This window comes from Vibrio sp. YIC-376, assembly GCF_052353105.1.
Taxonomy (GTDB): Bacteria; Pseudomonadota; Gammaproteobacteria; order Enterobacterales; family Vibrionaceae; genus Vibrio.
The window spans coordinates 59724-75460 of sequence record NZ_JBBWFK010000011.1; the positions used below are offsets into that span (position 1 = coordinate 59724).

The window sequence follows — 15737 nt, forward strand, 5'->3', positions numbered from 1 at the left end:
GATTAGGTACAAACTGAAAAGCCTTGTTTACCATAACAGATGGCCAATAACTGGTGCCAATAACACAGTAATCATACCAGCGAGCATCATCGCAACGCTGGATATGACCCCTTCAGAACTTCCCAGTTGATATGCTTTTGCAGTACCAGCTCCGTGAGCGGAAGCACCCAGACTTGACCCCTTACCCAAGCGAGAACGAATTGATAAAACGGTAAGAATTACTTCTCCAACAGCCATTCCTATGACACCAGTCATCACAACAAATAATGCAGTTAAATCTTCTTGACCACCAATCAATTTACTAGCTTCAACCGCAAAAGGAGTCGTAACAGAACGCATTGCTAAGCTTTTCTGCAAAATCGCTGACAGACCAAAGATTTTAGCCAATAAAACAGAGCTTCCTATCGCTACAAAAATGGACGTAAGAACACCAATTGACATGGATAACCAATGTCGTTGAATAAGACGACGGTTGTCATACACGGGAATAGCAAAAGCAACAGTGGCAGGGCCAAGCATCCACAACAGCCAATGAGACTCTGACATATAAGATTGATAAGGAATGTGAAAAGCGAACACGACCACAATCAGCAACAAAGGCGCCAGCAACAAAGGCATCAAAAAAATTGTTTTTTTACGCTGATAAAGTATTTTGCTCAAATAATAAAAAACAACTGTCATCAATAAACAAAATAAACCCAATCCAAAATCTGTTTCGAACATAGTTATTGCTCCGTATGTTTTGTCAGTTTTTGGTAGTGTCTGTTGCTTTTTCTCCGGGACAACTGCAACTCAAAACGATAAACACGATCAACAACCGCAGCCGTAATTCCCAAAACTAAAACTGTACTAATCAGTAATACAACAAATATCCGTAATCCTTCCGTTTCCATCAGAGATTGGTATTTCACCACGGCAACCACAGCTGGCACAAAGAACAATAGCATTTCAGCTAACAGCCAAGTTGCACCTTTACGTAACCAGCTTGCTTTGATCACACCAAGAAACAGACACAACAGTAATATCAGCATCCCAGCCAAATTAGCTGGCACCGGAAAATTAAATTGTTTAACCAAATACTCGGCAATCAACCATATCGCAGATAACAAGCCAATTTGCAGCAAGGTAAGCAATCCACCAGTAAATACCTTCATGACTTCTCACTCCATTCTGAGATTTTGATCACATTATATCCAGAACAAAAATAGTCATATAGTGAATTTTTATTATCAAAAGTATGCCAAAATGGCATAATTTTGTAATGGTTAATTTAAGCAAAGCATGGACATTAAATCACTTCGTTATTTTGTCGAACTCATTGATCAAAAAAGTTTCACCCGTGCTTCAGAAAATTTATGCGTGACCCAACCAACAATCAGCAAAATGATACAAAGTCTCGAACAGTCTGTTGCACAACCACTTATACATCGTGAGGGGAGAAAGTTTTGGCTAACTGATGCAGGAGAAATCGTATATCTTCGGGCAAAACAAATATTAGAGACAATGGCACAATTGAACTCCGAACTCATTGATCTCAACAAATTAGAACGAGGTCATCTTCGCTTAGGCATCCCACCTATGGTTGGTCCCCTGTACGCTGGATTAATTCGCCAATATAAACAACTCTACCCGAATGTAGAACTAGCGATCGTCGAATACGGAGGCAAGAGGATTGAGCAAGCACTTATTGATGGCGATCTTGATGTTGCAATCACCATGTTAGCGACTCAGAATAGTGATTGCTTAACAAACCTTGCCCTTGATGAATATCCCATTCATGCCATTTTACCTGTCACAACTTCTTGGTCAGAAAAAAGCTCGATCTCATGGGAAGAGTTAAAAGAGGAACCTTTCTATATCTACACCGAAGAATTTACCTTGAGTGATTACATTAAGAGCCAATGCCAACAAGCAGGGTATTCTCCGCAAATTTCAGCCCGTAGTAGCCAGTGGGACTTTCTCGTTGCTCTTGTGAAAAGTGGCGTTGGTGTGACCTTTCTTCCTCAACCTTTATGTAATCGTATTTTTGACGAAGATGTGCTGATAATACCTATTCAGCCCTCCATCAATTGGCAACTTGGCGTGGTTTGGAATCAAGAGCGTTATATCTCTAAAGCTGCAGAGGCATGGATTAAACTTTGTCAGGAAAGTGGAAGGATCCATGCGTAGCCTAAAGCAAGTAATCCCTGAAATATAGGTGACCAAAGTGAATTGTGTATGGATATGAAACAGAGAAAGCAAGGGCTTTCATGCGCAATGGCGGCAACATCCTCTATTTGAAAGCGGCACTAGGCCATGTCAAAATTGAACAAACGATGGTTTACGCCCATTTTTCGCCAGATCACCTTTCGTCGGTAGTCAATTTCAACCCTATCAGCGGCCTCAAAGTATAACGACAAAATGGCGACGCTCGTCGTCTTTTATCGGTATTAGTCAGCTTTATACAGAATTATGAAAACTCACAACCCTAATAAATCAATGGTAAGCAAGATTTTACAATAGGAATAAAACTATATGAAAGTAATTAGCTTTAACATCAATGGACTCCGCGCGAGATTGCACCAGCTTCAAGCGCTGATCGATAAACATCAACCGGATGTCATCGGTCTTCAGGAAATCAAAGTTCACGATGAGGCGTTTCCAATTGAAGATGTCGAAGCCATGGGCTACAAAGTGTATTTTCATGGTCAAAAAGCGCATTACGGGGTAGCAATGCTTTGTAAACAAGAGCCAATCAGTGTGCAAAAGGGATTTCCAACCGATGATGATGATCACCAAAAACGCATGATCATGGCGACCTTTGAAGATGAAAAAGGCGAAAAAGTAACGGTACTCAATGGCTACTTCCCTCAAGGGGATAATATCAGTCACGAAACCAAATTCCCTTATAAGCGCCAGTTCTACAAAGATTTGATGACCTACCTCAATGGTCACCACAGTAATGACGAGCAGCTGATCGTCATGGGTGACATCAACATCAGTCCTATCGACGCCGACATTGGCATTGGTGAACCGAACCGTAAACGCTGGTTAAAAACGGGTAAATGTTCATTCCAGCCTGAAGAGCGTGAATGGCTGAAAACTCTGTTAGATTGGGGCTTTGAAGATACCTTCCGTAAGCTATATCCGGAGGTAAATGATCGTTTTTCGTGGTTTGACTACCGCTCTCGCGGATTTGATGACAACCGTGGTCTACGCATTGATGTGATTTTAGCGACACCTTCTCTGGCTCAAAAATGTACAGAGTCTGGTATCGACTATGAACTTCGTGGCATTGATAAGCCTTCTGACCATGCACCTATCTGGTCGACGTTCAAGTAATCTACTCAAACCTAAACAAAAAGAGCGCGTTAATGCGCTCTTTTTTATTGGGCGTCGATAGCGACATTAGCTTAATGGCCTTAAATACGCGAGGAGGCGTTTCTCCGCATGTTTAAAGCACCAAAGGATGATAAACGTCAGTGACATGTAGAATAAACCTGCCGTTAAGAACGACTCAAACGGTGCGTAGTAACGCGAGTTCACCAAACGTGCAGCACCTGTTAGATCCATAATCGTAACAATGCCAGCGACCGCGCTGCCGTGCAGCATGAAAATAACTTCGTTTGAATAGACAGGTAATGCTCTTCTCAATGCACTCGGTAAAATAATACGTTTATAAGTCTTAAACTTACTCATCCCATACGCTTTGGCCGCTTCAATTTCACCCTTTGGTAGTCCATTGATAGCACCACGAATAATCTCCGCCGTGTACGCAGAGGTATTCAAAACAAATGCAACCAGAGCACAGAACCAGGCATTTTCCCAAAGCGTATTTTTTACCGGGAAGAATTGGTCCATTCCGTAATAGATCAAATAAAGCTGAACCAGCAAAGGTGTTCCACGGAAAAAGTAGATAAAGCACCAAGCTGGTAAACTTATTGCGTAGTTCGTACTATTTCTGGCAATTGCCATTGGAATAGACACGCACAACCCAATAATCAGCGAAATACCCACCAGCCATACTGTGGTCCAAAGTCCGTTGAGGTAGATAGGAAAACTGTCAATAATCAGTGAAAAATCCATAAGTTACCTCGCATGAATACTGAACTTACGCTCAACAAGTTTAAGTAGACCTGTCGAAACACTGGTAAAGAACAGAAAGATGATGGCTACCGCCATGTAGAACGTAAATGGCATTTTGGTTGAACCCGCAGCCAAAGAGCTCATTCTCACCATATCATCAAGGCCAATGATCGACACCAGTGCCGTTGTTTTGAGCAGAACTAACCAGTTATTACCAAAACCCGGAAGTGCGTGACGAATCATTTGAGGTAAAAGGATTCTTCGAAACGACAAAGTAGAGCTCATACCATAGGCTTTTGCAGCCTCTAACTCACCTCTGTCGACTGCCATTATTGCTCCACGAAACGTTTCCGCCATGTACGCACCAAAGATAAATCCGATCGTCAGTACACCAGCGATGAATGGGCTGACATCGATATAATCCGGTAAATATGATGTCCACTCATGACTTGGGTCACTAGAAGTAAACCATCCGTTTAGCGTTTCATTGATAGAATAAAGGCTGTTATTCAAAAGTATTTGTCCACCAAAGAAAATCAGCATCATCAGAACCAAGTCCGGAATACCGCGAATAATGGTGGTGTAAAGAGTGGCAATGGATTTTGCCCATTTGTAAGGTGACAGCTTAGCCAAAGCACCAAGCATACCTAACATTACCGCAAGCAGCAGAGAGAGCACTGCTACTTGAATGGTTACTAAAGCTCCTGTGTAGATGGAAGCTTCATATCCTTGTAAATCCAGCATAGGTGAGTTCCTAATCCCTAAACTCAAAAACCGACCGTCGACTACTTCTAGGAACAAGCCAACGGTCGCTTAATTACGACTTATTCGCCGTAAACATCGTAGTTAAAGTATTTACCAGCAAGTTGTTGGTAAACGCCTTTATCACGCAATGACAAAATCGCTGCGTCAAGTTTTTGCGTTAGGTCTTTATCTTGCTTACGAACTGCGATACCGAAACCTTCGCCAAACCACTTAGGATCCGTTAGTGATGGACCAACAAACTCGTATGCATCACCACCAGCTTTGTTCAAAACACCTTCTTCCAACGCTGAGGCATCACCTAGTACTGCAGCAACACGACCATTAGCAAGATCCAGATAAGCTTCATCGAATGAGCCGTAACGAACGATCTCAACTTTGTCACCGTAGTTGTCAGTCAGGTATTTGTCGTGAGTAGTTGCACGCTGTACTGCGATTTTTTTGCCCGCCAGGTTATCGAAATCTAGGTTAGCGCCTTTCTTCGCGATAAATTTGTTTGGGATAAGTGCGTATTTACCAGTGAAATCAACTTTCTTCTTACGCTCTTCAGTAATAGACATAGCTGCAATGATCGCATCGTATTTACGTGCTAGTAGAGAAGGAATGATGCCATCCCAGTCTTGAGCAACGATTTGACACTTAACTTGCATCTCTTCACAAAGCGCATTTGCCATGTCTACGTCAAAACCCTTAAGAGAGCCGTCAGTTTCAGTCCAGCTAAACGGAGGGTAAGCGCCTTCAACACCGAAGCGAACTGTCGTCCATTCTTTCGCTTGAACGGCACCAGATACTGCCGTTGCAGCAAGTGTTGCTGCTAATAACCACTTTTTCATTTCCATACTCCTGTGATTTCTATTTTATTTAATTTTGATGTTGTGTTTGCGTAAGAGGCAAAAAGCTGCCGCCCCAAAATACTTAGTAAATCGACGAGATAAACTGCTTTAGTCGCGGTGAATCTGGATTTGTAAACAACTTAGCTGGATCACCTTGCTCTTCCACCAATCCCTGATGAAGGAACATGACGTGGTTCGATACGTCACGAGCAAATGCCATTTCGTGAGTAACAACTAACATCGTACGCCCTTCTTCTGCCAAATCTCTCATTACTCCCAGAACTTCACCAACCAGCTCAGGATCCAGTGCAGACGTAGGTTCATCAAACAACATTACTTCTGGGTCAACAGCTAGCGCGCGGGCAATCGCAGCGCGTTGTTGTTGACCACCAGATAAATGACCTGGGTAATAATCTTTACGCTCGTAGAGACCCACTTTTTTAAGCAGCATCTCTGCATTTTCAATCGCTTGAGCTTTAGGAACCCCCAAGACATGAACTGGCGCTTCAATGACATTTTCTAAAACAGTAAGATGAGACCAAAGGTTAAAACCCTGGAATACCATCGCCAAGCGTGAACGAATGCGCTGAACTTGTTTCTCGTTGGCAGGTACAGATTCACCAGCTCGGTTATTCTTCATCTGAATAAGCTCGCCATTAACCCAAATTTCGCCAGCAGTTGGTGTCTCTAATAAGTTGATACATCTAAGAAAGGTACTCTTACCGGAACCGGAAGAGCCAATAATAGAGATAACATCCCCTTTGTGTGCAGAAAGAGATATTCCCTTGAGGACTTCATTTTGTCCAAACGTTTTGTGCAGGTCTTTTATATCTAGCGCTGGTACATCATTCATGCGCTTTACTCCCTGTGTTTTTTCACTGCAATAAGGGACTCCGCCCTAACTAAGTCGAATCAAATTAGCACCACGGCCCAGAAGTTGCAACAAATGATTAACCTAAATAAATCGAATAGTTAGATATGATAGCTAAATTAATATGCACTATCTAGCACTATATTCTTCTTATGGTGAATATTATACATAAAAAAGCCCCTACAATGAGGGGCAAATAATATTATAAAAGTGTTAGTTAGTTCTCTCTAAGAGTAACGTTTTCGTTTGAGCAATTCGATTAGCAACGGCTCTCACTTGCTGCTCGTTCTTCACAATACCAAGCACATCTTCTGTCGTATCTATACCATCGCCATTTGCAAAAGCTGTCAGAAAATCAGCCACTTGTACATCACCTTCATCTTGCGTGAAAACATAGCTTTGTGAAATCAAAGAACTGTCAGAAATCACGAGAGCATCTTTCGCGCCAGACGGTACACTTGAATAATCCAGATCAGGTACAACAACGGTATCATTGATATAAGAATAAACAGAGTGGCGAACGATGTATGGCGTGGCCCCCACCTCAGTACCTTGCTGGTAACTTACACGCTGCAGGCCATTTTCATTACCCAGACCGATGCTGTCTGCCAAATAGACGGTGCGATTAGTAACGCCAGGTTTGGTGTTTTGCGTATTACTCACAGCAAATAGAGACGCATCATCCACAACAATGTCCCAAGCGTCAGAAACTTTATCTGTGTATTGCGCTTCCCACCCGGTAGTTGCGATAGTTCCTTCTACACTAAACGTCCAAACGTCACCATTGAGTGAATCTGGGTGATAAAACGTGCCCGCCTTAGCCACTTCAGCCAAACGGTAAGAAAAGTTTTTGTAAATGGTGTCAATATCAATAGTGGAGAACTCAATACCGGAACTACTCACCACTGGAGTAGATGTATTACCAGCAAATACCATGCGGTCATCCGTCCAATCCTCAAAACCATATTGGTAAAGAGCGGAACGCGATTCTGTACGGTACTGCGCAACCATCGTATTTTCGGTGCTTACTGCCGACAACGTTTCACCTTTCGTGAAGCGTGATTCGTTTGCAGTAACGGTTTCATATTGAGAATCGAAGTAGAACGTAGAATATGGGTTACCCACTGCATCTGCCGCTACTTTGTAATCCAGAACTGATTTGACGACTGTTTTATCGTTACTACCAGTTAAGCACGTAGTATTGCTCACGTTTGCGTCTACGGATAGATATACATTGCGCAGCGAAGAATCTGACTCTAGTAGCTGTTTTGAAAAAGTCAGCGCGTTGATAAGCGTTCCATTAACCTCTTGGATGGTAACGCTGCCATCATCAGGAATGGATTGTAGAGTGATGGTCAGCTTATCATTGCTTGCTGTTACTAAGTCTCCTACACGCTCGCCAGTTGCGTCTGAGTAGTATGCGGTCAGCTGACTGTCGAGTACGCCGCCTATCGTATGGTAATTCAGCACTTGTTCTACGCCATTCGTCGTAAATCTATCGTAAATCGTGCAAGAACCATTACTCGCCAGTGATTGAGTCTTAGGTGCAACAAAGGTGAATTTAAACAGCGTCTTAGGCGAACTACTACCACCGCCACCGCCGCCACAACCGATCATCAACCCTGAGATAATAGCCACTAACGGCAGTATTTTAAGCTGTTTCATGTTTTCTTCCTAAACTGAGCGGCAATAAGTAGCCATAAAAATTGTCTTTTGCCGTTTAAGCAAGAATAAAGCCAGCTTTATATACACTCTGTGAATATTGGCATGTCACGTGCTACTAGTGCGATATCTCCTCGCTATTTTCTAAATTTATGCAACTTGTGTAATGAAATTACAGGTAAAATTACCTCATCATTCTTAAGTTAATCATTTTCTGTAGTTTTATTTCACATCGATTCTTAAAGTGATCTAAATCAATCACGCTAAATGGCTATCTTGCTAGACTCCAACCACAATCTGAGGAAATTTTTGTGCCTCAACACAACAAGTTATTAGCTATGCTTAGGCACGAGGTATACGTGCAACAAATCTAATAATAGCTAGAGCATAGGATGTGCCGCTGATGCAGCACAGCAAAACTGAATCAAGAATTCATAACTTTTAAATATATGAGGAATCTATGTCAGACGCAGTTAATAAAGTGCACTCTGATTCGGATATCGAGACCAAAAGCTACAGTGAGCTTCATCGTCCAGCATCTGAGTTCGCAAGCCGTTCAGACTACCTAGACCACGAACTACAAATCATGAAGCCGCGTCGTTTCGGCTTAAACTTGCCAGGTCGTGACTTCCGCTTTGAGCTTGAAGACCTTGTTCCAGCACTTGCTGGCACTATCGGCATTATCGCGATGTATTCTGCGGTAATGATGTCTTGGGCTGATGGCCTTACTGCAGCATGGGACCATGTTAACTTGGGCAAAGATTTTGCTATCGAAGTTGCCCGTGTAGAAATGCTTATCCCTGCACTCCTTTTCTGTGTGCTTGCTTCTGGTTTTATTAACCCTAAAGCCAACCTCGCAGGTAACCACGGTCCAATGATCCCTCTTATTGGTACCATCGCGCTCGCTGGTGCTCACCCTCTTGCATTGGCAATTCTAATCGGTGTATTCGGTCTTTTGCTTAGCTTCCTAAAAGGCGGCTCCAAACTGGTGAACCTCACCTCGGAAGGTACGGCAGGTGGTTTGCTAATCTTCTTGGGCTTGACGGGTACTATGAGCCAAATCAACTCGATTCAAGAATGGGCAGTTGGCCTACAATCTTCGACGGTTGAAGCTGGCAGCATGGGTTACGTTGGTCTGATCGTACTCGCGGTGACGATTGCACTGTACGCATTCCTTGCGAAAGTGAACAAACGCTGGTTAGCAATCCCAGTGTGTGCATTCACTGGTCTTGCAATTGCACTTATACTAGGTGCAGGGTTTGACATTAAATTCGTGACTGAAACAGGTCTACCTAATCTAAACCCAGTTTACTGGTGGGGCAGCACTGAAGAAGGTTGGATGCTAGGTCTTCCAAATATGGAACACTTTATCGCGTCACTACCGTTCGCCATCCTGGCTGTTGCGATGTGGTCGCCAGACTTCCTTGGCCACCGTATTTTCCAGGAGTTGAACTACCCACGTAAGACTGAAAAAGTACTGATGGATGTGGATGACACAATGACTATGTGTTCTGTTCGTCAGATGGTTGGTACAGCTGTTGGTGGTGGTAACATCACTTCATCTTGGGGTACTTACATGATCCCAGCAGCAATCGCAAAACGTCCAATCCCTGGTGGCGCAATCCTTCTTGGTCTTTTAGTAATGATCATCGCGATTCTAGGTTTCCCAATGGATATCGCAGTATGGCCACCGGTGATGCGTGTTGCTCTTCTAGTAGGTGTATCTCTACCACTACTTGAAGCTGGTATGCAGATGATTAAAGACTCTAAAGACTCACAAGCAGCAGGTATCTGTATCTTTGGTTCTGCAGTAGTTAACCCTGTACTGGCTTGGGCACTAACAATGCTTCTGGACAACAACGGTCTGATTGGTGATAAAGAGCGTGCTGCTCGTCTATCATTTGTGGACAAGATTGTGATTCCTGTGGGTGTACTCGTTATCTGTTTGGTAGCTATGCTAGCAGTTGGTATGCTAGAAACCCAATATGGTTTGAAAGCTTGGCTATAAGACCAAAAAACTAAAAAATAATTGTGGGTAGCGCTAGTCGCTACCCCATTTTTATCTAGAAAGTTGATCATTTATTGATTTAGTTTAAGGTTTGCAAAAAAATTTTAGTTTAACCTGCAATTGTTGCTTCAAAAGGTAGACATCACATGCAGTGACAATATTTATAGTTTTGTAACCCAAATTTAGAAATTTAAGACTATAAATATTGTTATTCATAAGAGTGTACTGTTCCCCACGGAACTGATTAATCTGGGGGTAGCTGGCTCAACGGCGAAGCAGTACGTATTTTTTTCTACTAAAAAGGTAGGTATGTCATGGCAGAGCAATTTGCTAAAGCTTGGGAAGGTTTTGCTGCAGGTGATTGGCAAAACGAAGTAAACGTTCGTGATTTCATTCAAAAGAACTACACACCGTACGAAGGCGACGAATCTTTCCTAGTTTCTGAAGGTACTGAAGCTACTAACAAGCTTTGGGCTAAAGTAATGGAAGGCATCAAACAGGAGAACTCTACTCACGCTCCTGTAGATTTTGACACTTCTGTTATCTCTACCATCACTGCTCACGATGCAGGCTACATCGAAAAAGACTTAGAAACTATCGTTGGTCTACAAACTGACGCTCCACTTAAGCGTGCTATCATCCCTAACGGTGGTATCCGTATGGTTGAAGGTTCATGCAAAGCATACGATCGTGAACTTGATCCTATGGTTTCTAAAATCTACACAGAATACCGTAAAACTCACAACGCTGGTGTTTTCGATATCTATACTCCAGACATCCTTGCATGTCGTAAATCAGGTGTACTAACTGGTCTTCCAGATGCGTACGGCCGTGGTCGTATCATCGGTGACTACCGTCGTATTGCACTATACGGTATCGACTTCCTAATGAAGGATAAACTAGCTCAATTCACGTCTCTACAAGAGCGTTTTGAGAACGGTGAAGACCTTCACATGACTATGCAGCTTCGTGAAGAAATTGCCGAGCAACACCGCGCTCTTGGTCAAATCAAGAAGATGGCTTCGAAATACGGTTTCGACATTTCTCGTCCAGCTGAAACTGCACAAGAAGCTATCCAATGGACTTACTTCGGTTACCTAGCTGCTGTTAAGTCTCAAAACGGTGCTGCAATGTCTCTAGGCCGTACTTCTACGTTCCTAGACGTTTACATCGAGCGTGATATCGCTGCAGGTAAGATCACTGAAGCTCAAGCTCAAGAAATGATCGACCACTTCGTAATGAAACTACGTATGGTTCGTTTCCTACGTACTCCTGAGTACGATGAGCTATTCTCTGGCGACCCAATCTGGGCAACAGAATCTATGGGTGGTATGGGTCTTGACGGTCGTACGCTAGTTACGCGTTCTAACTTCCGTTTCCTAAACAGCCTATACACTATGGGTCCTTCTCCAGAGCCAAACATCACTGTTCTTTGGTCTGAAGCGCTTCCAGACGGTTTCAAACGTTTCTGTGCGAAAGTATCTATCGATACTTCTTCTATCCAGTACGAAAACGACGACCTAATGCGTCCAGACATGAACTCTGACGATTACGCTATCGCTTGTTGTGTATCTCCAATGGTTGTTGGTAAGCAAATGCAGTTCTTCGGTGCTCGCGCTAACCTTGCTAAAACTATGCTTTACACAATCAACGGCGGTATCGATGAGAAGCTGAAGATTCAAGTTGGTCCTAAGATGGACAAGATCACTGGTGAATACCTAGATTACAACGAACTTTGGGAAAAAATGGACCACTTCATGGATTGGCTAGCTAAGCAGTATGTGACTGCACTAAACGCTATCCACTTCATGCACGACAAGTACAGCTACGAAGCGTCTCTAATGGCTCTACACGACCGTGACGTTAAACGTACTATGGCATGTGGTATCGCAGGTCTATCTGTTGCAGCTGACTCTCTATCTGCAATCAAGTTCGCGAAAGTTAAACCAATTCGTGACGAAGATGGTCTAGCAATCGACTTCGAAATCGAAGGTGATTACCCTAAATTTGGTAACAACGACCCTCGTGTTGATGACATCGCTTGTGAACTTGTTTCTGTATTTATGAACAAGATCCGTGAGCTTAAGACTTACCGCAACGCGATTCCTACTCAGTCAATTCTTACTATCACTTCAAACGTGGTATACGGTAAGAAAACTGGTAACACGCCTGACGGTCGTCGCGCTGGTACTCCATTTGCTCCAGGTGCAAACCCAATGCACGGTCGCGATGAAAAAGGTGCAGTAGCATCACTGACTTCAGTAGCGAAACTACCGTTTGCTGATGCTCAAGATGGTATCTCTTACACCTTCTCTATCGTGCCAAACGCACTAGGTAAAGAAGAAGACAGTCAACGCGCTAACCTTGCTGGTCTAATGGATGGTTACTTCCACCACGAATCAGGCATCGAAGGTGGTCAACACCTAAACGTGAACGTGCTTAACCGTGAAACTCTAGAAGACGCAGTTAAACACCCAGAGAAATACCCTCAGCTAACTATCCGTGTTTCTGGATACGCTGTACGTTTCAACTCTCTGACTGCAGAACAGCAAGCTGACGTTATCGCTCGTACATTCACAGAGTCTCTATAAGACTTTAGCGCTATAACGTTTTACTAATACCACAAGAGCCGATGCTGAAAAGCATCGGCTTTTTTTATGTTCAACTGTAATCTTGTGACACTACAAAGGATTTCACTGCCAATCTTACGTATGATGCGAAGAAAAAGTTACCAAGCATTATATGAAGTTCAATAAATTATTTATTCTAGCCCTTTTGTCACCTGCTGCTTTTGCATCCACCAAATCCACTGTTGCGTTTACTCTCGATAACGACGGTATCTTCGGTGTTGATCACGATTACACAAACGGCATTTTTCTCTCTTACGCGACCGGTCAGCTAAGAAAAGAGAGTGAATGGAGTTGGCTGAGCCTAAGTGACTCGTCATCCTCAAGCATTGATAAGATAGAGCTGCTACTTGGCCATAAAATGTGGACACCAAGTGATATTGAGGCGGATTACCCACTGGCAAACGATCGACCATACGCTGGTTATCTTCATACTGAAATGAACTACCTTTCCCTGACGTCAGATAAAGCGGTGCGTTATAACTTTACAATCGGCACAACTGGCGAAAGCTCATTATCAGAGAAAGCACAGTCTCTGGTTCACCGCATTACCGGTTCCACAGACCCAAAAGGCTGGGATTACCAAATTGATGACTACTTGGCATTCAGCGTTGGCTACCGCGCATTCAATAAATTAATACGCAGCGAAGACAAAAGTACTCAGTGGGAAATAACCAACGTCAATGACATTAATGCCGGTAACTTCCGAAGCGATGTATCTCAAGGTGTCATGTTTCGTTGGGGAACAAACTTAGCAAATAGCCTGGGGGCAGCAAACATCAGCGTGGAAAACCCATTTTCTGCAAGTATGCTGGCCGCAAACACAAGCAGCTGGTTCTTATTTGCGGGATTTGAAGGCCGCTACCGTTTTAACGACATCACTATCGAAGGTGACCGTTCTGGAATCCCTGGCTCGTCCAAACCTTACGACGTCACATTAGAGCACTGGCAAAGCAGCGCAGTTGCTGGCACAGCCTGGTATAACCAAAATTATGGTGCGAGCATAACATTTACGGTTAAGACTCCCGAATATAAAGAGTCTCAAACCGACGTATACGGAACAGGTTCTTTTTCCGTCTTCGCTTTCTTTTAGTGAAACACTCGCAAATGGCCATTGAAAACTTCATTGGCCATTTTGTTTGCCTTCATTCCACAAGCTAAACACCTGCAAGACTGTTTTAACCCTGCTTTTTGTAATAAAATAACAGCAACAGTTTACTAGTCATGAGAGCAAAAGATGTCAACAACTGGTCGTATTCACTCATTTGAATCATGTGGTACCGTAGACGGACCTGGTATTCGTTTTATCGTCTTCTTGCAGGGTTGTTTGATGCGCTGTAAGTACTGCCATAACCGCGATACTTGGGATACGCATACAGGTAAAGAAGTTACCGTTGAAGAAATCATTGCTGAAGCGAAATCATACCGTCATTTCATGAATGCGTCTGGCGGTGGTGTGACTTGTTCAGGTGGAGAAGCGATACTTCAACCTGAGTTTGTTCGCGACTTTTTCAGAGCAGCTAAAGCAGAAGGTATTCATACCTGTCTTGACACAAATGGCTATGTTCGCAAACACACTGAAGTCATTGACGAAGTGCTGGATGCAACCGATCTAGTGATGTTGGATATCAAGCACATGAAAGATGAAGTCCATCAGGACTTAATCGGTGTATCGAACAAACGTACTCTGGATTTCGCTCGTTACTTACATAAAATTGGCCAAAAAACGTGGATTCGTTACGTTGTGGTTCCAGGTTATACCGACGATCCAGAAGCGGCGCACATGCTTGGTGAATTTATCAAAGACATGGATAACATTGAGAAAGTAGAGCTACTTCCTTACCACAAACTTGGTGCTCACAAATGGGAAGCACTGGGCTTCGAGTACCCTCTTGAGGGAGTAAACCCTCCGTCTAAAGAGACCATGGATGAAATCAAGTCGATTCTTTCTCAGTACCACCCAAATGTAAAATACTAAGCAAGAACGACTACGTATCATAAAAATGCCAGCTTTTAGCTGGTATTTTTTTATTTCGTGGCATCGGAGACCTTATTTCAATCACTCGTATGTGTAAAATAGCGCCCTACTCAATTGTTTAACGTAGAAATAACAAAACGTCGCTGTAGGGAAATATTCATGGATTGGTTTAACTTAGGAGCATTCGTTGTCATCATGTGGGTAATCATTGCCTTTTGCTTACCTGATTGGAAAAAGACAGTTTGGCCTAAGCTTGAACAAGAAAAATCTTTTCAGCACATTGTTTTTGCAACGCTTGTTCTGCTAATCATCTTGTGGTCTGCGCAAGCAGGGGTTAAGGAAGGGCTGAAAATCCACTTTCTCGCTTTAACAACGTTAACCATGATGTATGGATGGCGGATGGCGTTCTTAATTAGCATTCCCGCGATGATTGCCAACCATTGGATACAGGGTATTTCGCTAATATTGCTGCCTAGTTCTCTGATCTTGTCCGCCCTACTGCCTATTTTAGTCAGTTACTTAGTATTCCTACTTAGCTATCACTATCTACCGCGTAATATCTTTGTATTTATTTTCGTCGCTGGTTTCTTCAATGGGGCCATTACCGGAAGTTTGCACCTTCTGATTAATTCGTTTTACCACTTATCTGTCGGTCACTACGATTGGGAGACAATTCAACACAATTACTTTATTTTTGTGCCTCTCCTTGCCTTCCCAGAGGGTCTGTTAAACGGTATGTCACTTGCCGTACTTACCGTCTTCAAACCCGAGTGGTTGAGGGTATTCTCGGATAGAGATTATATATACAACCACTATCACAAAAAGTAGCGTTACTTCGAAAAATATAGTGCCGCAAGCTAGATGAAATCTGTAATTCTTGCCATTTTTTCATATTAAATATGTGTTGAGATCATGTTTCATTCATGTCTGA

14 protein-coding genes are annotated in these 15737 nt (G+C 43.1%); 7 read left to right on the top strand and 7 right to left on the bottom strand.

From position 1 onward, the window contains the following. Positions 1-27 precede the first annotated feature (27 nt). Both WJM94_RS18805 and WJM94_RS18810 read right to left on the bottom strand, forming a co-directional pair. Positions 28-723 carry an LrgB family protein gene (locus WJM94_RS18805; RefSeq protein WP_444495724.1) on the bottom strand — a complete coding sequence of 232 codons (696 nt, stop codon included), beginning with the start codon at positions 721-723 and terminating at the stop codon, positions 28-30. Positions 724-725: 2 nt separating this feature from the next. Then, positions 726-1154, bottom strand: a complete 429-nt coding sequence (locus WJM94_RS18810; RefSeq protein WP_444495725.1) for a CidA/LrgA family protein — start codon at positions 1152-1154, stop codon at positions 726-728. Positions 1155-1281: 127 nt separating this feature from the next. Between WJM94_RS18810 and WJM94_RS18815 the strand changes: the two genes are divergently transcribed. Both WJM94_RS18815 and xthA read left to right on the top strand, forming a co-directional pair. Beyond that, positions 1282-2169, top strand: coding sequence for a LysR family transcriptional regulator (locus WJM94_RS18815; protein ID WP_444495726.1), 888 nt, complete (start codon positions 1282-1284; stop codon positions 2167-2169). Between the two features lie 345 nt (positions 2170-2514). Continuing rightward, entirely contained in the window at positions 2515-3321 is an 807-nt protein-coding gene (gene xthA, locus WJM94_RS18820; RefSeq protein ID WP_444495727.1) for an exodeoxyribonuclease III, read from the top strand. A gap of 66 nt (positions 3322-3387) precedes the next feature. On the opposite strand, the gene WJM94_RS18825 is transcribed toward xthA, so the two are convergent. From WJM94_RS18825 to WJM94_RS18845, 5 genes are all read right to left on the bottom strand, one after another. Next, positions 3388-4065 (bottom strand): ABC transporter permease, encoded by a 678-nt coding sequence (locus tag WJM94_RS18825; protein ID WP_444495728.1) that lies wholly within the window; start codon positions 4063-4065, stop codon positions 3388-3390. Between the two features lie 3 nt (positions 4066-4068). After that, the gene (locus WJM94_RS18830) at positions 4069-4809 is read right to left on the bottom strand and encodes an ABC transporter permease (protein ID WP_444495729.1); all 741 of its coding nucleotides are present in this window, start codon (positions 4807-4809) and stop codon (positions 4069-4071) included. Positions 4810-4889: 80 nt separating this feature from the next. Beyond that, complete coding sequence (locus WJM94_RS18835; protein WP_444495730.1) at positions 4890-5660, bottom strand: ABC transporter substrate-binding protein; 771 nt, start codon at positions 5658-5660, stop codon at positions 4890-4892. An 82-nt stretch (positions 5661-5742) separates the two neighbouring features. Beyond that, complete coding sequence (locus WJM94_RS18840) at positions 5743-6513, bottom strand: ABC transporter ATP-binding protein (protein ID WP_444495731.1); 771 nt, start codon at positions 6511-6513, stop codon at positions 5743-5745. 231 nt (positions 6514-6744) lie between these two features. After that, complete coding sequence (locus WJM94_RS18845) at positions 6745-8196, bottom strand: flagellar sheath protein A (RefSeq protein WP_444495732.1); 1452 nt, start codon at positions 8194-8196, stop codon at positions 6745-6747. 457 nt (positions 8197-8653) lie between these two features. Here WJM94_RS18845 and WJM94_RS18850 point away from each other — a divergent pair, with 457 nt between their 5' ends. The 5 genes from WJM94_RS18850 (at position 8654) to WJM94_RS18870 (ending at position 15634) form a co-directional block, all read left to right on the top strand. Further along, positions 8654-10201 carry a DUF3360 family protein gene (locus WJM94_RS18850; RefSeq protein ID WP_444495733.1) on the top strand — a complete coding sequence of 516 codons (1548 nt, stop codon included), beginning with the start codon at positions 8654-8656 and terminating at the stop codon, positions 10199-10201. Positions 10202-10515: 314 nt separating this feature from the next. Then, entirely contained in the window at positions 10516-12792 is a 2277-nt protein-coding gene (gene pflB, locus WJM94_RS18855) for a formate C-acetyltransferase (protein ID WP_444495734.1), read from the top strand. A gap of 151 nt (positions 12793-12943) precedes the next feature. After that, positions 12944-13921 (top strand): lipid A deacylase LpxR family protein, encoded by a 978-nt coding sequence (locus WJM94_RS18860; RefSeq protein WP_444495735.1) that lies wholly within the window; start codon positions 12944-12946, stop codon positions 13919-13921. A gap of 144 nt (positions 13922-14065) precedes the next feature. Then, positions 14066-14806 carry a pyruvate formate lyase 1-activating protein gene (pflA, locus tag WJM94_RS18865; RefSeq protein WP_444495736.1) on the top strand — a complete coding sequence of 247 codons (741 nt, stop codon included), beginning with the start codon at positions 14066-14068 and terminating at the stop codon, positions 14804-14806. A 159-nt stretch (positions 14807-14965) separates the two neighbouring features. Further along, positions 14966-15634 carry an energy-coupling factor ABC transporter permease gene (locus WJM94_RS18870; RefSeq protein WP_444495737.1) on the top strand — a complete coding sequence of 223 codons (669 nt, stop codon included), beginning with the start codon at positions 14966-14968 and terminating at the stop codon, positions 15632-15634. The last annotated feature ends 103 nt before the right edge of the window (positions 15635-15737 follow it).